The sequence below is a fragment of the Ralstonia pickettii genome (assembly GCF_030582395.1).
In the GTDB taxonomy this organism is placed as follows: domain Bacteria; phylum Pseudomonadota; class Gammaproteobacteria; order Burkholderiales; family Burkholderiaceae; genus Ralstonia; species Ralstonia pickettii_D.
Map to the genome: position 1 here is coordinate 869,306 of NZ_CP104382.1, position 20,547 is coordinate 889,852.

Here is a 20,547-nt window from a genome sequence, read left to right on the forward strand (position 1 = left end):
TGGCCTCAGGCATACACGCGCAGGCCGTCGCGCTCCAGGGCGATCCAGAGCTTGCTGTCGCCCAGGCCGTTGCGGCCGGCCTGCAGCGCGCTCGATGCCACTTCGGCCACCAGCGGTGCATCGGCCAGGCCATCGATCGACAGCGTTACGCGCGTGCGGCTGCCAAGGTAGATCTGGTCGACCACGCGGGCGAGATGGCGGTTGGGGGCGTCGTCGTCGGGGTGCAGCGTGACCGCTTCGGGGCGGCAGAACAGGCGGCCCGGCGCCGATGTGCTGTCTGCGAAAGTCGGATCCAGCAGCAACGGTTGGCCGGCCAGCGTGGGCGAGCCGTCTTCCGCGCGCTCCAGCGGCAGCCAGTTGGCCTGGCCGACAAAACCGGCGACAAACGCGGTGGCCGGGCGCGAATAGATCTCCGTCGGCGACCCGGTCTGCTCAATGCGGCCGTTCGACATGACGGCGATGCGATCGGCCATCGCCATGGCCTCGTCCTGGTCATGCGTGACCATCAGCGTGGTCACGTTCAGCTTGCGCTGCAGGCGGCGCAGCTCGATGCGCAGGTGTTCGCGCACCTGGGCGTCCAGCGCCGACATCGGCTCATCAAGCAGCAACAAGGACGGTGCGGGCGCCAGCGCGCGGGCCAGTGCCACGCGCTGCTGCTGACCGCCCGACAGCTGCGACGGGTATTTCGCCTCGCTGCCGGCCAGGCCGACCAGGGCCAGCATCTCGGAGACACGCGCCTGCATGCGCGCACGGTTGCCGTTGCTGGTGTCCAGCCCGTAACCGACGTTCTGCGCGACCGTCAGGTTGGGAAACAGCGCGTACGACTGGAAGACGATGCCGTAGTCACGCTCGCGCGGCGGCAGGTTGGAAATATCGCGGCCACCGGCGACGATCTGGCCGCCGTCGTGCGCCTCCAGCCCGGCAATGATGCGCAGCAGGGTCGTCTTGCCGCAGCCCGAGGGGCCCAGCAGGCAGACGAATTCGCCCTGCGCAACATCCAGCGACACACCGTCGAGTGCCGTGAACGCGCCAAAGCGGCGCGAGACGTGTCGCACGGAGAGGAACGGCGCGGCGGAACCCGAGGTCGGGCTGGTGACAGGCTGAGGTAGGGGCACGGGGGCGCGGACAGTGGCAAAAACGGTCGCCACTGTAGCCAGCCGACATGTACCCCTTGTGGCAGTTACCCCAAAAACGCCAATGCGCGCATTTCCGGATTTTGGTTCGGCTTATGACGACACGGGCCGGACTTCGCTCAGGAAGGCGGCAATCAAGCGCGCATCACGCCGATCCTGCAGGCAGTACAGGTATTCGCTCAGCTCCGGCGCGCCGCCTTCGAATGGCAGCACACGCAGATCGGCGTGGCTCGGTACTTCCTGGCGGGCGATGACGCTCACGCCCAGGTTGCGCATGATGGCCTCGCGGATCGACTCCCGGCTGCCGATCTCTACCGTGGAAGCCGGCGTGACGCCTGCCTGGGCCATCATCGTTTCGGTCATGGCGCGGGTGGTCGACCCAACCTCGCGCACCAGCAGCCTGCATTGCGACAGCGCGCTGACTGGCACGCTCGTCCGGTCGGCCAGCGCGTGGCGGCGATGCACTACGAGCACGAGCGGATCGCGCGCCAGCTCAATACGCAGAAAGCGCGCATCGTCCACGCGCTGCGACGACGACGCCACATCGACGCGGTACTCCTGGAGCGCTTCGAGCATCTGCACCGAATTGCCGGCTTCGATGCTGACGTCGATGCCGGGATGGCTCTTGCAGAAGCGATCCACGATATCGAGCACGTAATACGGCGCCGTCGCGCCGATGCGCAGGTGCCCCGAGCCCATGTCGCCGGAGTTGCGCAGGAAGAAATCGATCTCGGTTTCCTGGCGCACAAGCTGGTCCACCAGCGGCATCAGCCGCACACCGGCGTCCGACAGGGCCAGACGGCGGCCGCCGCGGTAGAACAGCTCGACGCCGTAGGCTTCTTCCAGGGCGCGGATCTGCGAAGTCACGGTCGGCTGCGACAGGCCAAGCTGCTTGGCGGCCAGCGTGATGCTGCCCAGGCGGGCGACCATGAAGAACGATTTGAGCTGCGCGACAAGCATCAGCGGGTGACGTATTGAGCGCTTGGGCGGCGCGGTGAATAAGCGGGCGGCCCATTCTAGCGGATGGGCCCGGTTGCCAGAGTGGCTTGGAGTGCCCTCCTCCGTTTTCTGCTTCTACATCCCGCAGCTACGACTTTCTCAACCTTTTCGCCAACGCAAACTTTGCGCACCCCCACATCGGGGGGAATTGAGGGCTCTGGAGCCGTTATTTCCACGGATCGAATCCGCCACTTCACCTTGAGAATCCGTCCGCGTGTTGCGTCTGGGCGGTCACGAGCCGCGCTCGCGCAGGCATTCGGGCATTCGGGCATTTGCGGATTTGGAGAGAAGTGGATGGAACGCAGCAGCAACAACGTGCGCGGCACAAAGCAATGGACCATCGCGATGATGGTGGCAGCAGTGGGCGCCCTGGCCGCTTGTGGCGGAGGCGGCGGTGGCGGCAGTTCGGGGGCCACCCCGGCGGCCACGCAAAGCTCGTCCGCCAATATCACCGTGGCATCGGCATGCAGCGGGTCAAACTGCGGGGCACTGGGCAATACCTACGCCGGCTCCGGTGTGGGCGTGTGGCAAGCGACAAACACGGGCGGATCGGCCGGCACGGTTCCGGTGTCGATCGCGGGGCTCACGGGCCAGAGCGTGACGCTCGTCTACACCAACCAGAGTGCGGCGGCGCAGCCGATGCCGTCCGTCTCGCTTTCGGGCCTGGGGCTGCTGAACACGACCGGAACGCCGGTTGCCAAGCCTGCAGCCGACGTAGCCGGCAATGACGCCAACGCCGCGTTCGACCGTCAGCTGTCCGACTTCAACATCCATGCGCTGGACGGCTACGCCACTGGCGCCGGCCCGCTCAAGACGCAAGGCGCCTCCAACGATACGGTGCTGCGTCCGCAGTCGGTCGCCAGCGTCGGCACGCAACGTACGTGGAACCACCAGCAGCCGGACGGCACCGCAACGGTGCGCACGGCCACGCTGCGCCAGCAAGCCACAGCCACGGACGGCCGCATCGTCAACCTGTGGGTGGAAAACGCCGAATACGGCTCCAGCAAGATCAGCGACGGCATCATCAACACGCTCATCACCAAGTTCGCTTCGGGCACGCAGTCGGTCTATACGCTGGCCACATCGCTGGTCGGCCAGCCGTGGGGCAGCTACTCCAGCTCGGCGAGCCTGATCGACCCGAACCAGGCGCTCGACATTGTGGTGTTGAACATCCAGCCCGACGGTCAGGCCTATGGCCGCGTGGGCTACTTCTGGGCGCGCAACAACTTCACCACCAGCTCGCAGCCGCTGTCGAACCAGTCCCTGTCGCTCTATGTGGATTCGGAAACCATCTACCTGGGCGGCACCAACGGTCTCAACACCGTCATCTCGACGCTCGGCCATGAATTCACGCACATGGCCAACTTCTATCAGCGCGGCGTGCTGCACGGCTCGCAGTACATGTACGGCACGTGGCTGGAAGAAATGACGGCAATGACGATGGAAGACGTGCTCTCCAGCCAGATCGATCCGGGCTTCAACAACGTGCGCGACAGCCGCTTCCCGGCTTGGCTGCAGAGCGCATATGACTGCTCGCTGACGGCGTTCGATCCGTCGCTGTCGTCGTCGTGCCCCGGGTACCCGATTTCGGGCAGCCTGGGCGGCTTCCTGCTGCGCCAGTACGGCATTGCGTACTACACGAATCTGCTGCAGAACTTCTCGTCGACGGACTCGACTGCGGTACTGAACAACGCCATCCAGGCCGGCGGCGGTGCAGGCCTGGGCGATGCTACGGGCCGCTGGGGCACGGCGGTCGCACTGCTTCCGGTGCCGGGCAGTCCGTCGGGCTTCGCGTATCCGGCTCGCTCGGACAGCGGGTTTTCGATCCCCGCGCTGAATGGTCCGAGCTACAGCAGCCAGCGCACCATGCCGACGTCCGTGCCGGCCACGCTGCAAGGCTTCGGCCAGTTCCCGGTGGCACGCGGCACGAAGGCCGGCACGTACAGCGAGACGATCACCGTGCCGGCGTATTCCACGGTGTCGATCGTCATCCACTGACACCACACGGCTCAGGCAGCCGGGCCCTTTCGGGTTCCCGCCAGCCGCAGAATCCAGCCAAGCAACAAAACAAAAGGCGCCGGGGGCATTCCACCCCCGGCGCCTTTTTCACGTCACCGCGTCAGGAACTGCCCGACGCGGCAGCGACAACGCATTTACATCTGCACGGTGTCGGCCACTTCCTTGAAGTCTTCGATCTGGTCGAAGTTCATGTACTGGTAGATCTTGTCGCCGTTCGCGGTGAGCACGCCCATGTCGGCCATGTACTCTTCCTTGGAGGGGATCTTGCCCAGACGCGAGCAGATCGCTGCCAGTTCCGCCGAGCCCAGATACACGTTGGTGTTCTTGCCCAAACGGTTCGGGAAGTTACGCGTGGACGTCGACATGACCGTCGCACCTTCGCGCACCTGTGCCTGGTTACCCATGCACAGCGAGCAGCCCGGCATTTCGGTACGCGCACCGGCCGTGCCGAACACGCCGTAGTGACCTTCTTCGGTGAGCTGCTTCTGGTCCATCTTGGTCGGCGGCGCCACCCACAGCTTGACCGGAATGTCGCGCTTGCCTTCCAGCAGCTTCGACGCGGCACGGAAGTGACCGATGTTGGTCATGCACGAGCCGATGAACACTTCATCGATCTTCGCGCCGGCCACGTCGGACAGCGTCTTCACGTCGTCCGGGTCGTTCGGGCATGCGACGATCGGCTCGTGGATGTCGGCCAGGTCGATCTCGATGACGGCAGCGTATTCGGCGTCGGCATCCGGTTGCAGCAGTTGCGGATCAGCCAGCCATGCTTCCATCGCCTTGATGCGGCGTTGGAGGCTGCGGGCATCCTGATAGCCCTGCGCGATCATCCACTTGAGCAGCGTGATGTTGCTGTTCAGGTATTCGATGATCGGCTCCTTGTTCAGGTGCACCGTGCAACCTGCGGCCGAACGCTCAGCCGATGCATCCGACAGTTCGAACGCTTGCTCGACCTTCAGGTCAGGCAGGCCTTCGATTTCGAGGATGCGGCCTGAGAAAATGTTCTTCTTGCCTTGCTTGGCGACCGTCAGCATGCCTTGCTTGATCGCGTACAGCGGAATCGCGTTGACCAGATCACGCAGCGTAACGCCCGGCTGCATCTTGCCCTTGAAGCGGACGAGCACCGATTCCGGCATGTCCAGCGGCATCGTGCCGGTGGCTGCCGCGAAGGCGACCAGGCCCGAACCCGCCGGGAAGCTGATGCCGATCGGGAAGCGCGTGTGCGAGTCGCCGCCGGTGCCGACGGTGTCGGGCAGCAGCATGCGGTTCAGCCACGAGTGGATCACGCCGTCGCCGGGGCGCAGCGCGATACCGCCGCGCGTGCTGATGAAGTTCGGCAGCGTCTGGTGCGTCTTCACGTCCACCGGCTTCGGATACGCGGCGGTGTGGCAGAACGACTGCATCACCAGGTCGGCCGAGAAGCCGAGGCACGCGAGGTCCTTCAGTTCATCGCGGGTCATCGGGCCCGTGGTGTCTTGCGAGCCCACCGACGTCATCTTCGGTTCGCAGTACGTGCCCGGGCGGATGCCTTGGCCTTCCGGCAGGCCGCACGCGCGACCGACCATCTTCTGCGCCAGCGAGAAGCCCTTGCCGCTGTCGGCCGGCTGGTGCGGCAGGCGGAACAGCGTCGACGGTGCGAGGCCCAGCGCTTCACGCGCCTTGGCGGTCAGACCGCGGCCGATGATCAGCGGAATGCGGCCGCCGGCGCGCACTTCGTCGAACAGCACGTCGGACTTGACCTGGAATTCAGCGATGACCTTGCCGTCCTTCAGTGCCTTGCCTTCGTATGGGCGCAGTTCAACCACGTCGCCCATGTTCATTTGCGACACGTCGAGTTCGATCGGCAGCGCGCCGGCATCTTCCATCGTGTTGTAGAAGATCGGGGCGATCTTGCCGCCCAGGCACACGCCGCCGAAGCGCTTGTTCGGAACGTACGGAATGTCCTCGCCCGTGAACCACAGCACCGAGTTGGTGGCCGACTTGCGCGAGGAGCCGGTGCCGACCACGTCGCCCACGTAGGCGACCAGGTGGCCCTTCTCCTTCAGCGATTCGATGAACTTGACCGGGCCGCGCTTGCCGTCTTCTTCCGGCGTGATGCCGGGGCGTGCGTTCTTCAGCATCGCCAGGGCGTGCAGCGGGATGTCCGGGCGGGTGGTGGCGTCCGGTGCCGGCGACAGATCGTCGGTGTTGGTTTCGCCCGGCACCTTGAAGACGGTGATCGTCAGGCTTTGCGGCACTTCCGGACGGCTCGTGAACCACTCGGCATCAGCCCAGCTCTGCAGCACGGCGCGCGCGTTCGCGTTGCCCTTGTCGGCGAGTTCCTTTACATCGTGGAACTGGTCGAACATCAGCAACGTCTTTTTCAGTGCTTCTGCGGCCGCCGCGCCCACTTCGGCGTCAGACAGCAGTTCGATCAGCGGCTGGATGTTGTAGCCGCCCAGCATCGTGCCGAGCAGCTCCGTGGCGTGGGCACGCGAAATCAGCGCGCAGCCGGTCTCGCCCTTGGCCACGGCGGCCAGGAAGCCGGCCTTTACGCGGGCGGCTTCGTCCACGCCTGCGGGCACTCGATGCGTGATCAGGTCGACCAGGGTCTGTTCTTCGCCAGCGGGCGGATTGGTCAGCAGTTCGACCAGTTCGGCGGTCTGTTGAGCCGTCAGCGGCAACGGGGGAATACCGAGCGCGGCGCGAGCGGCCACGTGAGCGCGATAGTTTTCAAGCATGGAAGACCTGCTGAGATGACGTTACAGGGGAATCTTTTCGGGCATCCCGAAGGTGTTCCGGGCGCCGCTTGGGCGCGATTCTAATCGCAATAGCCCCACACGGTCAAATGTCTTATATCTTATATAAGAGTTGAACGGACGCATCGTTTTCTTGGGCTCCGATGCCGCCTATTTCCGGTCGAGCTCAGCGCCCTCCGCTTCACCGCATACCGCCTGATCACGCCCCAGACGGAATCCACTAAGGTCCGAGGGGTGGAAAGCTGCCACTGTGGCGTTGCAGCTTGTCGATGCGGGCGGTGCCGGCCCCATCCAGACCTGCGCATCGATCTGGAAGCTCGACGCCTTGCCGGAGCGCCGCGTGATCAGCGTTACCGAAAAGGTCAGCACGCTTGGCGTGAACCTGCCCGTGTGCCCGTCGTGTGGGTTCGCCACTCCGATGAATCGCTGAAGGCCGGCAGCGATGCGTGGCAGATCGTTGCCGAACTGGCACCGGCTCCCGAAGAAGTCATTGTCGAAAAATCCTATCGCGACGCCTTCGAGGAGACCGACCTGGAGCAGGTGTTATCCAACCTCGGCGTTGGCAAACTCATTGTGACTGGTGCCCAGACGGACATGTGCATACGGTCCACGCTGCATGGTGCCTTGGTCCGCGGCTATGACGCGACGCTGGTCAGCGATGCGCATACCACAGAGGACCAGACTAGCAACGGCGCGCCGCCACCGGATGCTGTAATACGACACACCAACTTTTACTGGGCAAAGCAGAAGGCGCCCGGCCGGTCGGGCGGGGTCGTCAAGAGTAGCGACGTCGATTTTGCGCTCTAGCCGCGCACTGTGAAGAACGCGTACCGCACGGGCGGTGCAGGAGTTGGAGGCGCTTGTTGTAAGGGGGACATGCGAACTCTGTGCCGACGCGAGGCTGCATGAGGCATCGCGGTCTGTGCACAGTAACCGAGCACTCTAGGCAATGCGATGCATCACCAACGTGCATGGTGCATTGCTTGCGCGCACCGTCCTACCGCCGTTGGTCCGTGTCGTTGTACGCCCAGCGCCGTCCCAGGCCGTGTGCCTTCACTGGTATGGGAATTGCAGGTGGCAACCACCGAATCCGGGAACAGGGGCGCGTGCATGAACATCCTTCGGCAGCATCTTCTTGCCATGGTGGAGCAGTTTGTCCGCTACGTCGGATTCGGCAGCGGTGCGACACTGGTGCACTACGCCAGCCTGTTTGCGCTGGTGCATGCCGATGTGCCCGCCTGGCGCGCTTCGGTCATCAGTAACGCGATCGGCGCAGGGCTTTACTACGTGATCAGCCGGCGCGCGGTTTTTCAATCCAGCCGCGGCCACGTCAACGCCATGATTCGCTTTGCCATGGTGGCGGTCATGGCCGTCGGATGCAATGCCGCAATCATGGCAGTCGCCCTGCGGTTGGGCCTGTACTACTTGGTTGCCCAGATGTGTGCCTCCGCTCTGTCGGCTACGCTCGCTTTCCTGGCGCACCGGTACTGGACCTTTCGCGATGACGGGTTGGTCAGCACGACACTGCCTGCCTCCCCGATTTCGGCGCTCAGCGACCCTCTCGAGCACTTTGAAGCCCTGTCACTATGATGCTGGCGATGCTGAGGGGCGTTGCCCGTGAGGTTGTGAGAGAGTTGGGGCAAGCGCTAGTTTAGGCACCACCAATTCCGCGCTTGAGCGGCCCCTCAAGCCCCTCACTAACACGCTGCTTCTGCCCGGTAGTAGCCCGGTCGACGCTCTATTGACCAGCGGCTTCTAACCACTCGGGGCGCGCAATCAACCAGTCAATTGCTACGACCAGATTGCGAATCGACCCGCACGCCAATAGGCCCGGGCTCTGCATGCTCCCTGCAAGGCGTGTGCTTAACGCCCGCCATGATTCCAAGTTGAGTGCCGACTCAATGCACGTCGACCAATTGCGGATCCGGGCCGATATCGGGCGCGCCTCGTGCACCTGTGTGCGAAAGCGTGCGATGCGCTTTGTCGTTGATCCGACCCCACCAGCCAAATGTGGCGATAAGTTAGAACGGCTAGCTCGCGGCTGCCCCGCGCCATTGGGGCAAGGTGCATCAGCCAACGTCTACTGAGAATCGCGGATCTCCACCATCGCTTCAATTTCGACGGCAAAGCCTTTTGGCAAAGACTTGACCCCCACTGCAGACCGGGTGTGTTGGCCTCGCGCGCCGAACACTTCCACTAGCAGATCGGAACAGCCGTTGATCACTTCGGTGTGCTCGGTAAAGTCGTCCACCGCATTGACCATCCCCAGCACTTTGACGACCTGCTCCACGCGATCCAGGCTGCCCAATGCCTCCTTCATCAACGCGAGGAGATAGATGCCGATTTCCCTGGCGTGGGCTGTTGCTTCTTCGGTGCTGACTTCCCTTCCCACTTTCGGCACTGACTGCCCCGGTTGCAACTCCCTGCGCGGTCCGCCTTTCCCAGACAGGTAGAGGTAGTTGCCACGGATCATGTAAGGAAGAAAATTCCCGGGTGACGGCAGAACGGGTGGAAGTTCGATGCCCAATTCACGTAGCCTGGAGTCCATGATGTCGATATTGAGGATGTGAGATTTCCAGTAGCTCGAGTACTGTCGTACGGAATCTATCAGAGCAACGAGACTCCCTTGCAGGTCCGCTCCCGGCCAAAAGCCGCGGTTTCTTTGCCAGCCTGCATCGGCCCGCCGGTTTGCACGTAACGACGGCCCAGCTGCACCCTCATTCCACGAGATCCGATTGCTGTGCAAGCGAACATATCTTGAGCAGGGGCTTGTCGATACGAACACGCTGCTAGGTCACACCTCTGACGAAATGCCTGCCCTCCATGCAAACTCGCGGCGCCTGAGCCCTGTCGGAGTTCAGATTGATGCTGCATAATTTTGGACGAATTTTGAACAGGTTTTAAACACCCCGCGTAGTTATGCCATATGTAGTGACCGAATCCTGCATCCAATGCAAATACACCGACTGCGTCGCCGTCTGTCCTATGGACTGCTTCCATGCCGGCCCCAATTTCCTGGTGATCGATCCGGATGAATGCATCGATTGCTCGATCTGCGTGCCGGAGTGCCCGGTCGGCGCGATCTATCCGGCGGCAGAGGTGCCGGCCGATCAGCAGGACTTCATTGCACTGAATGCACAGCTCTCGCGCCGCGCCGACTGGCCCCGCCTGACGAAGGTGCAAGCGCCTCTGCAAGATCATGCGCACTGGGCACATGTGAAAGACAAGCGCGATGCATTGGTCATCGCTCCCGATTGATTCGACGCTGACCTCACATAGACCACCTCTCCATGACTGACCGCATCCTGCTCAGCATCGACGCCGGCGTGGCCGAAGTCCGGCTCAACCGCCCTGAGAAGATGAACGCCATCGACCCGGCCATGTTCGAAGCGCTGGTCAACATTGGCGAACGCCTGATGAACGAGGCCGATCTTCGCGCCGTCGTGTTGTCCGGAGAGGGTCGGGCCTTCTGCGCGGGCCTCGACATGGCGAGCATGGCAGGCCTGGCCAGCAACGACGCCGGTTCTGGCATCAGCGCCGGCCGTCTTGCCAAGCGCACGCATGGGGCGGCCAATCTGCCTCAGTACGCCTGCACGGTATGGCGCGACCTGCCGGTGCCGGTGTTGGCTGCGGTGCATGGTGTCGCGTACGGCGGCGGTTTGCAGATCGCGCTGGGCGCCGACGTGCGCTACGTGACCGCCGACACGCGCCTGTCGGTCATGGAGATCAAATGGGGCCTGGTGCCCGACATGGGCGGCATGGCGCTCACGCGCGGTCTGGTCCGCCCGGATCACCTGCGTGAACTGATCTACACCGGCCGCATCGTCAACGGGGAAGAAGCCTGCGCACTTGGGCTGGCGACGCACGTAGTGGACGACCCGCGCGTTGCTGCGCTGGCGGCAGCACGTGACATTGCGCAGAAGAGCCCCGACGCCATTCGCGCCGGCAAGCGCTTGATGCGTGCAGCGGAAGATGGCGACACCTCTGCCATTCTGCTGGCCGAGTCGGTCGAGCAGGACCGGCTGATTGGCACGGCCAATCAGCGCGAGGCGGTGCTCGCCGGCATGCAGAATCGCGCGCCGGTTTTTCAGCCGGCCTCGAAGTCTGAATAGATATTTGGAAATAGCCTGACGCTGGCAGCTCAGGCGGTGGCGTGCTTGACGCCCATCGCGGCACGCATGGCGTGCGAGCGGCTGACCACCTCGTCACGCAGCTTGTGGCGCAAACCCAGGGCAAACGCGGTCTCGGCAACCAGGAACAATGGGCCGATCACCAGGCCCGCCAGGTCATCAACAAACGCCGGCTTGCGCCCTTCGTAATAGTGGCCGACAAACTGGATGATCCAGCCGATCACGAACAGGCCAATGCCTACTGACAACCAGGCGGCCGTCGAATGCCCGGCGACATGGTTGCCCACCCACACGCACGCGGCGATCAACGCGAACATCACCACGCCGAAGATCGCATCCAAGCGCAGGTAGAACAGCGTCGTCACCGTCAGCACGATGAGCGCGGGGGTCACCGCCACGCCTGATAGCTCTGCGAGCACAGGCCGCGACAGCAACACTGCGACGGCCAGCACAATCGCCGGGATGCCGACGAAGTGGGTGGCAATATTGCGGCCGTCCTGGTGGTAGGCGGCGTAGTTGGAAAGATGGTCAGACAGGGTCCGCATGAGGGCCTCCCGATTTTGTGCGTTTGCAGCATGGACGCTCCTGCCGCACGCTCGTTATGATCATTTCATCCTAGTCAGTGCACGGCATGCCGCTCTGTCGCGTAGCCGACACATTCGAACGTTTCCGAAGCGCTCTTCAGCCGCACCATGGAACACCCCGTCGCCAGCTCCGGCACGCTGGACGCCCGCTCCTTCCGCGAACGCCTGCACGCCAGCAGCTGGTTCGGCACGCTGGACGCGGCCCTGCAGGACGCCTTGATCGACATTGCCGCCGTCCGGCGCCTGGGGGCCGGGGAACTTCTCTTCCAGCGTGGCGACGCGCCCGACGGCCTGTACTGCGTGGTGGAAGGCACGATCCGGATCGGCGCCACCAGCGCAGACGGGCGCGAAGCCCTGCTGGCCGTGCTGGAACCGGTCAACTGGTTTGGCGAAATCGGTGTGTTCGACCGCCAGCCCCGCACGCATGACGCCCGCGCCGACGGCCATACGACGTTGCTGCATATGCCGCAAGCAGCGCTGATCGCCCTGCTGGACGGCTCGCCCGCGCTGCTGCATGCATTTGCCCTGCTGCTGACTCACAAGCTGCGCCTGACATTCATCTTGCTGGAAGAAACCGCTCTCCTGCCCGCCCCCGTACGTGTGGCGCGGCGCCTGCTACTGATGGCGGACGGCTATGGCGATCTGCGTCTGGGCACGCGGCGTGTGCTGCATGTGCCACAGGAGCAGCTTGCGCAGTTGTTGTCACTGTCGCGTCAAACCGTGAACCAGGTTTTGAAGGATTTCGAGGCACGCGGCATCCTCAAGCTGGCTTACGGAGAAATCGAAGTGCTGGATTTTTCGCGCCTCCACCAGCTCGGGTATGAGTTGGGAAGGGAGTGAAATTTCAGCCAATACCCCTACATGCGATGGGATAGGACCGATCCTATAATGTGTTCCCACTCGCACATTCGCCCTTCGCATGGTGCGGAGTTGGCGATGCGAGTGTCCTTCAACGGAAGAGAAACATCATGCCCCGCCAGACCCCCATCGAGCGCTATCGCAACATCGGCATCTCGGCGCACATCGACGCCGGCAAAACCACCACGACCGAGCGCATCCTGTTCTACACCGGGGTCAATCACAAGATAGGCGAGGTGCATGACGGCGCGGCCACGATGGACTGGATGGAGCAGGAGCAGGAGCGCGGCATCACCATCACGTCGGCGGCCACGCACTGCATGTGGCGCGGCATGGCCGGCAACTACCCCGAGCACCGCATCAACATCATCGACACCCCAGGCCACGTCGATTTCACCATCGAAGTGGAGCGCTCCATGCGCGTGCTCGACGGCGCGTGCATGGTCTACGACTCCGTGGGCGGCGTGCAGCCGCAGTCGGAAACCGTCTGGCGCCAGGCCAACAAATACAAGGTGCCGCGCATCGCGTTCGTCAACAAGATGGACCGCATCGGCGCGGATTTCTTCCGCGTTGAGCGCCAGATGCGCGAGCGACTGAAGGGCAACCCCGTGCCGATTCAGATTCCCGTTGGCGCCGAAGACGGCTTTCGCGGCGTAGTCGACCTCGTCAAGATGAAAGAGATCCTGTGGGACGATGCCTCGCAGGGCGTGAAGTTCGAGTACACCGACATCGACCCGGCGCTGCTGCCCATCGCGCAGGAATGGCGCGAAAAGATGGTCGAAGCCGCCGCAGAGGCGGATGAAGAACTGCTCAACAAATACCTCGGCGGAGAAGAGCTGACCGAGGAAGAGATCAAGCGCGCCCTGCGCAAACGCACCATCGCCGGCGAAATCCAGCCGATGCTGTGCGGCTCCGCGTTCAAAAACAAGGGCGTGCAGGCGATGCTCGATGCGGTGGTCGATTACCTGCCGTCACCGGTGGACATTCCATCCATTCAGGGCCATGGTGAGAAAGACGAACCCCTTGAGCGCCATGCCAGCGACAGCGAGCCCTTCGCCGCCCTCGCCTTCAAGATCATGACCGACCCGTTCGTCGGCCAGCTCGCGTTCTTCCGCGTGTATTCGGGCAAGATCAATTCGGGAGACACGGTCTACAACTCGGTCAAGGGTAAGCGCGAGCGCCTTGGCCGGATTCTGCAGATGCACGCCAACCAGCGCGAAGAGATCAAGGAAGTGCTGGCCGGTGACATCGCCGCGGCCGTGGGCCTGAAAGATGTGACGACCGGCGAAACGCTGTGCGATCCGGAACACGTGATCGTGCTGGAGCGCATGGAATTTCCAGAGCCCGTGATCAGCCAGGCTGTCGAGCCCAAAACGAAGGCCGACCAGGAGAAGATGGGCATCGCGCTGAACCGGCTGGCGCAGGAAGATCCGTCGTTCCGCGTGAAGACGGACGAAGAATCCGGCCAGACCATCATTTCGGGCATGGGCGAGCTGCACCTGGAAATCCTGGTCGACCGCATGAAGCGCGAGTTTGGCGTGGAAGCGACCGTCGGCAAACCGCAGGTGGCTTACCGCGAAACCATCAAGAAGGCCGCTGAAGACGTCGAAGGCAAGTTCGTCAAGCAATCCGGCGGACGCGGCCAGTATGGCCATGCGGTCATCACGCTGGAGCCCAACGAGGGCAAGGGCTACGAGTTCGTCGACGAGATCAAGGGCGGCGTGATCCCGCGCGAGTTCATCCCGGCGGTGGACAAGGGCATCCGTGACACCCTCAACACGGGCGTGCTGGCGGGCTATCCGGTGGTGGACGTGAAGGTGCGCCTGACCTTCGGCTCGTACCACGACGTGGATTCGAACGAAAACGCGTTCCGCATGGCCGGCTCGATGGCCTTCAAGGAGGCCATGCGCAAGGCCGGCCCCATCCTGCTCGAACCGATGATGGCCGTGGAAGTGGAAACGCCCGAAGACTACATGGGCAACGTGATCGGCGATCTCTCGTCACGGCGCGGCATGGTGCAAGGCACGGAAGACATTCCGGGCGGTGGCGGCAAGGTCGTGCATGCCGAGGTGCCGCTGGCCGAGATGTTCGGCTACTCCACCAACCTGCGTTCGCTCAGCCAGGGCCGCGCGACGTACACGATGGAGTTCAAGCACTACGCAGAAGCCCCGCGCAACGTGTCGGAAGCCGTGATGGCAGCCAAGAAGGTCTGACGTTTTTTGCTTGATCCGCAGCGGCCGCCGAGTGCGGCCGCAGTGCTGTGTGCGTTAGCCCGCAGGCAGGTTTTCTACGCCGAAAATCGATAAACGCATGCACCTTCACCGGCAGGTAACGACGCGACGGATACAGCGCGTACAACGCAAAACGCTCGTCCGGCCTCGATGCATTGCGTCTGCGCCTGTATGACGCGGACCGTGCCGCCATTGCCGCGTTGCCGAAGACGTTGCGCTAAGTACAACCGGCCTTTGCGCCCGATTGGGATGCGGTGCCCGCCTAACGCAGCCACATCAGCCACGCGTACACGATGCCCGCCGCAGCCAGTAGAAACGGCATCGAGTACGCGTGAAACACCCACCAGGCACGGCGATCGCCCAGCATGCGCAACGCAATCAGGTTCGCCAGCGACCCGATCAGCGTGCCGAAACCGCCCACGCTGACCGCAAAGGCGATCATTGGCCAGTCATGCGAATACTCGGCCAGCAGGATCGCGGCCGGCACGTTGCTGATGACCTGCGACACGCCAATGCCCGCCCAGTACAAATGCATTGGATTGCTCAACGCCAGCGCATCCAGCGCCTGTCGCACGATGCCAAGCTGCGCCGCCAGCCGCAGGTCGATGAACATCAGCATGAACACGAGCAGCAGGCCCCAATCCACGCGCGCCAGCACATAGCGCGCGCCGATGAGGTACAGCACGATCAACCCGGCAGCCGCCACCAGCGGGTGGCCCAAATCGGTCAACACCAGAAACGGCACGTACAGTAAGAGCGCAGGAACGAGTAGGCGCTTGTGCAATTCTGCGTCGCCGGTTTCGGCATGCAGGTGGATGTCGTGCGACGCAAACGCCAGCCACGTCACCAGCAGAAGCAAGACCATCAGCAACATGACCATTGGCGCCATCTGCCAGACAAATGCGCCAAACGAGAGCCCGGATTGATGCCACAGGAAGAGGTTCTGCGGATTGCCGATCGGCGTGAGCGCTGAACCGGCGTTGACTGCCAGCGCCTCGAATATCACCAGCCGCGCCACTGGCAAGCTGGCGACCTGCCGCAAACCGACGGTAAGCGGCACGATCACGAATAACGCCACATCGTTGGTCAATACGGTCGACAGCGACGCCGAAGCTGCGACCAGGCTGACCGCCAGCACACGCTCGCTGCTGACCACTTCGACGAGGCGTCGGCCCAGCAACTGCAGCATGCCGCTGGCTTCAACCGCCTTGGTCAAAATGAGCAAACCGGCCAAAGCTGCAATGGTATGCCAGTCAATCAGTGTCGGATATTCAGCAATGCGCTTGGGCGCTACGAGCGTCAACGCGCCGCAAATGGCCAGCAGCGACCAGAAAAAAACGTCTTGTTTGAGGTTGTGCCAGAACGGCGGGTGCTGCGACACGGCTTTCGCCATCAGGGTACGTGGCAGATCGCCGTTCATACGAAAGGAAGGGAAACGTTAGCGCGAAAGCGCGCAACCCAAGTGAGCGCGGGTTCCCGGCCGATTGTAGTGCGACCGCTTCCTGCGCTCAATCACAAGCCGGGCGCGTGCGTGCCCGGCCTGCACCAGGAGAATCCGCTTAGGACTCGCGAGAACCTGAACCCGAGCCGCCGGGGCGATCCGAGCCGCCCGACGAACCGCCTGCACCTGGCCGGTCCGACGTCATGCGCGAGCGATCTTCTGCGCTGCCACCGGCATGCGGTGCGCCTTGCTGGCCTGCCTGGCTATGCGAGGCACCCGGATGATAGGCCGACTGCGGATGGCGCTCCGGCCCGCGATACTGGCCAGCCAGGCCATGACCTCCGCCCGTGCCCGAGCCATGCTCCGACCGCTCGTGGCCGGCATCCGCCCCACCGCCACCTTGGGTTGGCTGAGCCGGGTGATTGGCGATCACGCGCTCGATCTCGGCTACGGCTTCTCGCGGCGCCAGAACGACCTCCAGCCCCAGCGCGCCGGCCACGGCCATCAGCGTCGACAGGCGGGGATCGGCACGACCGGATTCCGCGCGCAGATACGCTTCGCGAGAGATACCAGCCATCTTGGCGACATCTTCCTGTTTGAGCTTGCGCGACTTGCGCAGACTGTGTAACTGCTTGAAAGGCTGTTCCATCTGTTCGCTCCTGCACCTGAGATGGGAAACACCGCCGGGTCTGGACCCGAACGATGGGCTGAAAATATGCGGATCGGGTGGCTGCACCTTCGTCCGCGGTCATACACAACACGGCAACGGTGGTGGTTGTGATCTATGCACACCGTTGCACACGTTTTTGGGGGCAGCCTCCGTAACGTGTTTTCTACAGAGTAGACGTAATTTCGACTGCACCCAATATCGACGCGTGATGAAAGCGCATCTCATCGGACCGTGTTTATGGTGACAAGACGGCTTAAGGGACAGTTCCCTCTGGGATGCCGCTTTCTTCGCTTGGCCGATCATTTTTGTGATCTTTCAAGCGCAAATCCTTGCATCCGCACCACGTTTCGTCGATCCGCGCTTGCCCTATCCGCCAATTGGAGGGGCCCTGCGGGAGAGAACCGCCGGAGCCTCCTGCCTTACCGAACGGGCGACTGCGCGTGCCTCTCATCACGCAATTGCCGTGCCGAAGGTGACGCGGCGTGCAGTTGTGGGTGGACGGTTAATGGAAATCACGACTGGAAGTGGCAAGCCGCCCCAAAAGTGGGGTCAGATCCACGAGATGTTGGGCCACAAGGTGCCGGGTTTCGCGCTCACATTGCCATTTGCCGTAGACGCCCAGCAACTGAGCGCTCAGCACTTCGCGTCGCTGACGCTCGATCAAGTGCGGCCACAGGATGACGTTGATGGCGCCCGTCTCGTCTTCAATGGAAACGAAGATCGTGCCGTTGGCCGTGCCCGGCCGCTGCCGCACCGTGACAATGCCGCAAGCGCGCGCCAGCTGTCCGTTGCGATAGCCGGCCAGCGTGGCGGCGGTGGCAAAACGCATGCGCTCGAGCCGTGCGCGCAGCAGCCCTACCGGATGACTCTGCAGCGACAACCCCAGGCTGCCGTAATCCGCCATCACCTCTTCACCTATGGGCGGCGCTGGCAGCTCGAGCGGTGCCTCCACCGGACGAGCCTGGCGCAGCAGCGCGTGATCGCGGCCCGGCTCCTGCAGTGCGAGCGTTTGCCATAGTGCCTGACGACGGTGGCCGGCCAGCGACTTGAGCGCATTGGCTGCGGCCAGCACGTTCAGGTCGTGGCGGTCGAGCGCAGCGCGATGGGCGAGATCCTCCACGCTGGTAAATGGCGCTTGGGCGCGAGCCGCTTCGATGCGCTCGGCAGCCGGCTTACGCATGCCCCGAATGCGATTCAACCCGAGGCGGATATCGGGTTGCACTAGGCCATCTTGACCGGTCTCGCCATCGGCGCGGGGATGCAGCGTGCTGTTCCAGACGCTGGCCGTCACGTCCGCCGGCAGCACGCGCACATGGCTGCGCCGCGCCTCCTGCACCAGTTGCGACGGTGAATAGAACCCCATCGGCTGACTGTTGAGCAACGCCGCAAAAAACGCCGCCGGCTCGTGACATTTCAGGAAGCTGCTGACGTAAGCCAGCTTGGCAAAGCCTGCCGCGTGACTTTCGGGGAAGCCGTATTCGGCAAAACCTTCCATCTGTTTGCACAGCGCTTCGACAAAAGCAGGGTCGTAGCGCCTCTTCTCAACCATCGCATGCACCAGGCGCTCCTGATGCTGCGTGAGATTCCCCTTGCGCTTCCAGGCGGCCATGTCGCGGCGCAGGCGGTCAGCATCATCCGCAGTGAAATCGCCGGCCTTCATGGCGATCTCCATCACCTGCTCTTGGAAGATCGGCACACCCAGCGTGCGTTCGAGCACGGCTTTCACCTCGGGGCCGGGGTAGGTCACGCAATCGGTGTTGCCATTGCGCTTTGCCTCGCGCCGCTGCAGATACGGGTGGACCATGCCGCCCTGGATCGGCCCCGGCCGTACGATAGCCACCTGGATCACCAAGTCGTAATACTCGCGCGGACGCAGACGCGGCAGCATCGATTGCTGCGCGCGCGATTCGATCTGGAACACGCCGATGGTCTCGGCTCGGCAGATCATGTCGTAGGTTTCGGTATCGTCATCGGGCAGGTGCTGCATGGCGAGCTTGGCCGTCGCGCCGTAGTGCTCGCGCCGCCCGGGCAACGCGTCGACCATGTCCAGCGTGCGGCGAATGGCCGTCAGCATGCCTAGCGCCAGTACGTCCACCTTCAGCAGGCGCAGCGATTCGAGATCGTCTTTATCCCACTGGATGACGCGGCGGTTTTCCATCGCGGCGTTCTCGATCGGCACCAGGCGCGAAAGCTTGCCCTGCGCAATCACGAACCCGCCCACGTGCTGCGACAGATGGCGCGGAAAACCACGCAACTGATCCACCAGTTGCGCCCAGCGCAGCACCAACGGCGATTCCGGATCCAGACCTTGCTGGCCTGCGCGCTGCGCAAATTCCTTACGGCTATCCCACCACGCCTGTCCCTTGGCCACCTGCTCGACGATGCCCAGGTCGATACCCAACGCGCGACCGACGTCACGCAGTGCGCTACGCGTGCGGTAAGTGATGAGCGCTGCTGCCAGCGCTGTACGTGTCACACCGTATTTTTTGTAGATGTACTGGATGACCTCTTCGCGACGCTGATGCTCGAAATCGACGTCGATGTCGGGCGGCTCATTGCGCGCACGCGAAAGAAAGCGTGCGAACAGCGTGTTGCCGCTGTCCGGGTTCACCTCGGTAATCCCCAGGCAATAGCACACCGCCGAGTTGGCCGCCGAACCTCGCCCCTGGCAGAGAATCCCTTCGTTGCGCGCGAACTTCACCACGTCATAGACGGTCAGGAAAAACGGCTCGTAACCCAGCTCGGCAATCAGCCCGAGTTCCTCCTCAATCTGCGCATGCACCTTGTCCGATACACCATTCGGATAGCGTCGCGCGGCGCCAGCGAACGTTTCGGCGCGCAGGTATTCCGCCGGGGTCATGCCTTCCGGCACGACTTCGCTCGGATATTCGTATTCGATTTCGTCGAGAGAAAAATTGCACAACGCGGCCAGCTCCACCGTGCGACGCAAGATCTTCTCGCCCCCCTCGCCTTGATAGAGGAACGCGAGCTGCATGCGCGTGCGCATTGCTTGTTCAGCGCTGGGCGCAAGTTCCAAACCGCACTCGGAAAGCGGCTTGGATAGACGGATGGCGGTCAGCACGTCGTGCAGCGGTTTGCGTTGGCGCGTGTGCATCTGAACACCGCCGGTCGCGACCAAGGGCACATCGATCTGTTCCGACACCGCCAAGACCGTACCGCGATGGCGGTCATCCGCGTGCCGCAGCGGCAACTCCAGCGCAATCGATAGCCGATCCCCGAACACGCGTTGGCACCACCACGCCTGAGCCAACAGTTGCTGCGGGTCAGGGTCGTAATCAGGCAGCAGAATCGCCAGGCAATCGGGCGCGCCGCGCAGGTGCGCGAGTTCACCTTGGGGCGAGGCCAAATCGTCAGCCAGCAAGCGGTATTCGCCCTTGGGTGCGGCCAACCGCGCGTGCGTGATGATTTCGCTCAGGTTGCCGTAACCCTCGATGTTCCGCGCCAGCAGCACCAGCCGCAGCCAGGGTTCGCCATCGGCATTGCGCACCGTGAAGCGGCTGCCGATGATGAGCTTCAGTTCGTGCTCCTTCGAAGCCACAAGCGCCCGCGCGGTGCCTGCTACAGAGCATTCGTCAGTCAGCGCCAGAGCTTGATAACCGTAAAGTTTGGCGCGCTCCACCAGCTCGCTCGGGTGCGACGCGCCAGTCAGGAACGTGAAGTTGCTGATGCAATGCAACTCTGCATAGTCGGGCAGAACGGGTGCTGGCGTGGCCGAAGTCATGA

Annotated in this window: 16 protein-coding genes; 8 read left to right on the forward strand and 8 right to left on the reverse strand. The window is 63.3% G+C overall.

Annotated features, from left to right (window positions below; translation table 11 throughout):
* Positions 1-5: 5 nt before the first annotated feature.
* Together N5B55_RS20595 and N5B55_RS20600 are read right to left on the reverse strand one after the other, a co-directional pair.
* Complete coding sequence (locus tag N5B55_RS20595; RefSeq protein WP_065854787.1) at positions 6-1,148, reverse strand: putative 2-aminoethylphosphonate ABC transporter ATP-binding protein; 1,143 nt, start codon at positions 1,146-1,148, stop codon at positions 6-8.
* 78 nt (positions 1,149-1,226) lie between these two features.
* Positions 1,227-2,093 carry a LysR family transcriptional regulator gene (locus N5B55_RS20600; protein ID WP_154206018.1) on the reverse strand — a complete coding sequence of 289 codons (867 nt, stop codon included), beginning with the start codon at positions 2,091-2,093 and terminating at the stop codon, positions 1,227-1,229.
* Positions 2,094-2,426: 333 nt separating this feature from the next.
* Here N5B55_RS20600 and N5B55_RS20605 point away from each other — a divergent pair, with 333 nt between their 5' ends.
* The gene (locus N5B55_RS20605; protein WP_304539884.1) at positions 2,427-4,130 is read left to right on the forward strand and encodes a M30 family zinc metallopeptidase; all 1,704 of its coding nucleotides are present in this window, start codon (positions 2,427-2,429) and stop codon (positions 4,128-4,130) included.
* Between the two features lie 155 nt (positions 4,131-4,285).
* Here the strand turns inward: N5B55_RS20605 and acnB are convergent, their stop codons facing one another.
* The gene (acnB, locus tag N5B55_RS20610) at positions 4,286-6,871 is read right to left on the reverse strand and encodes a bifunctional aconitate hydratase 2/2-methylisocitrate dehydratase (protein ID WP_304539885.1); all 2,586 of its coding nucleotides are present in this window, start codon (positions 6,869-6,871) and stop codon (positions 4,286-4,288) included.
* Between the two features lie 268 nt (positions 6,872-7,139).
* Between acnB and N5B55_RS20615 the strand changes: the two genes are divergently transcribed.
* From N5B55_RS20615 to N5B55_RS20625, 3 genes are all read left to right on the forward strand, one after another.
* A complete protein-coding gene (locus N5B55_RS20615) occupies positions 7,140-7,319 on the forward strand; it encodes a hypothetical protein (protein WP_304539886.1) in 180 nt (59 codons plus the stop codon).
* Positions 7,289-7,696 carry an isochorismatase family protein gene (locus tag N5B55_RS20620; RefSeq protein ID WP_304539887.1) on the forward strand — a complete coding sequence of 136 codons (408 nt, stop codon included), beginning with the start codon at positions 7,289-7,291 and terminating at the stop codon, positions 7,694-7,696. Before N5B55_RS20615 ends, N5B55_RS20620 begins: the two co-directional genes overlap by 31 nt.
* 267 nt (positions 7,697-7,963) lie before the next feature.
* A complete protein-coding gene (locus tag N5B55_RS20625; RefSeq protein WP_304539888.1) occupies positions 7,964-8,479 on the forward strand; it encodes a GtrA family protein in 516 nt (171 codons plus the stop codon).
* 490 nt (positions 8,480-8,969) lie between these two features.
* On the opposite strand, the gene N5B55_RS20630 is transcribed toward N5B55_RS20625, so the two are convergent.
* Positions 8,970-9,416, reverse strand: a complete 447-nt coding sequence (locus tag N5B55_RS20630; RefSeq protein WP_369812438.1) for a RidA family protein — start codon at positions 9,414-9,416, stop codon at positions 8,970-8,972.
* Between the two features lie 392 nt (positions 9,417-9,808).
* Between N5B55_RS20630 and fdxA the strand changes: the two genes are divergently transcribed.
* Entirely contained in the window at positions 9,809-10,147 is a 339-nt protein-coding gene (gene fdxA, locus N5B55_RS20635) for a ferredoxin FdxA (RefSeq protein ID WP_304539889.1), read from the forward strand.
* Positions 10,148-10,179: 32 nt separating this feature from the next.
* On the forward strand, positions 10,180-11,001 hold the full coding sequence (locus N5B55_RS20640) for a crotonase/enoyl-CoA hydratase family protein (protein WP_304539890.1): 822 nt from the start codon (positions 10,180-10,182) through the stop codon (positions 10,999-11,001).
* A gap of 29 nt (positions 11,002-11,030) precedes the next feature.
* Here the strand turns inward: N5B55_RS20640 and N5B55_RS20645 are convergent, their stop codons facing one another.
* On the reverse strand, positions 11,031-11,564 hold the full coding sequence (locus N5B55_RS20645; RefSeq protein ID WP_065854801.1) for an Mpo1 family 2-hydroxy fatty acid dioxygenase: 534 nt from the start codon (positions 11,562-11,564) through the stop codon (positions 11,031-11,033).
* Positions 11,565-11,711: 147 nt separating this feature from the next.
* Between N5B55_RS20645 and N5B55_RS20650 the strand changes: the two genes are divergently transcribed.
* Both N5B55_RS20650 and fusA read left to right on the forward strand, forming a co-directional pair.
* Positions 11,712-12,443 carry a Crp/Fnr family transcriptional regulator gene (locus tag N5B55_RS20650; RefSeq protein ID WP_304539891.1) on the forward strand — a complete coding sequence of 244 codons (732 nt, stop codon included), beginning with the start codon at positions 11,712-11,714 and terminating at the stop codon, positions 12,441-12,443.
* Between the two features lie 128 nt (positions 12,444-12,571).
* Positions 12,572-14,674 (forward strand): elongation factor G, encoded by a 2,103-nt coding sequence (gene fusA, locus N5B55_RS20655; protein ID WP_065854804.1) that lies wholly within the window; start codon positions 12,572-12,574, stop codon positions 14,672-14,674.
* 280 nt (positions 14,675-14,954) lie between these two features.
* On the opposite strand, the gene N5B55_RS20660 is transcribed toward fusA, so the two are convergent.
* The 3 genes from N5B55_RS20660 to N5B55_RS20670 all read right to left on the reverse strand — a co-directional run bounded on the left by N5B55_RS20660 (position 14,955) and on the right by N5B55_RS20670 (position 20,545).
* Complete coding sequence (locus N5B55_RS20660; protein ID WP_304539892.1) at positions 14,955-16,112, reverse strand: SLC13 family permease; 1,158 nt, start codon at positions 16,110-16,112, stop codon at positions 14,955-14,957.
* Positions 16,113-16,251: 139 nt separating this feature from the next.
* Positions 16,252-16,782, reverse strand: a complete 531-nt coding sequence (locus tag N5B55_RS20665) for a helix-turn-helix domain-containing protein (RefSeq protein WP_304539893.1) — start codon at positions 16,780-16,782, stop codon at positions 16,252-16,254.
* A 523-nt stretch (positions 16,783-17,305) separates the two neighbouring features.
* The gene (locus N5B55_RS20670) at positions 17,306-20,545 is read right to left on the reverse strand and encodes an error-prone DNA polymerase (protein ID WP_304539894.1); all 3,240 of its coding nucleotides are present in this window, start codon (positions 20,543-20,545) and stop codon (positions 17,306-17,308) included.
* Between the last annotated feature and the right edge of the window lie 2 nt (positions 20,546-20,547).

Excerpts from the sequence above, each read along its gene's own strand:
- N5B55_RS20600 (WP_154206018.1), bottom strand. The coding sequence starts at position 2,093 with ATGCTTGTCGCGCAGCTCAAATCGTTCTTCATGGTCGCCCGCCTGGGC.
- N5B55_RS20640 (WP_304539890.1), top strand. The coding sequence starts at position 10,180 with ATGACTGACCGCATCCTGCTCAGCATCGACGCCGGCGTGGCCGAAGTC.
- N5B55_RS20660 (WP_304539892.1), bottom strand. The coding sequence starts at position 16,112 with ATGAACGGCGATCTGCCACGTACCCTGATGGCGAAAGCCGTGTCGCAG.
- fusA (WP_065854804.1), top strand. The coding sequence starts at position 12,572 with ATGCCCCGCCAGACCCCCATCGAGCGCTATCGCAACATCGGCATCTCG.
- N5B55_RS20605 (WP_304539884.1), top strand. The coding sequence starts at position 2,427 with ATGGAACGCAGCAGCAACAACGTGCGCGGCACAAAGCAATGGACCATC.
- N5B55_RS20665 (WP_304539893.1), bottom strand. The coding sequence starts at position 16,782 with ATGGAACAGCCTTTCAAGCAGTTACACAGTCTGCGCAAGTCGCGCAAG.
- acnB (WP_304539885.1), bottom strand. The coding sequence starts at position 6,871 with ATGCTTGAAAACTATCGCGCTCACGTGGCCGCTCGCGCCGCGCTCGGT.
- N5B55_RS20650 (WP_304539891.1), top strand. The coding sequence starts at position 11,712 with ATGGAACACCCCGTCGCCAGCTCCGGCACGCTGGACGCCCGCTCCTTC.
- N5B55_RS20645 (WP_065854801.1), bottom strand. The coding sequence starts at position 11,564 with ATGCGGACCCTGTCTGACCATCTTTCCAACTACGCCGCCTACCACCAG.
- fdxA (WP_304539889.1), top strand. The coding sequence starts at position 9,809 with ATGCCATATGTAGTGACCGAATCCTGCATCCAATGCAAATACACCGAC.
- N5B55_RS20670 (WP_304539894.1), bottom strand. The coding sequence starts at position 20,545 with ATGACTTCGGCCACGCCAGCACCCGTTCTGCCCGACTATGCAGAGTTG.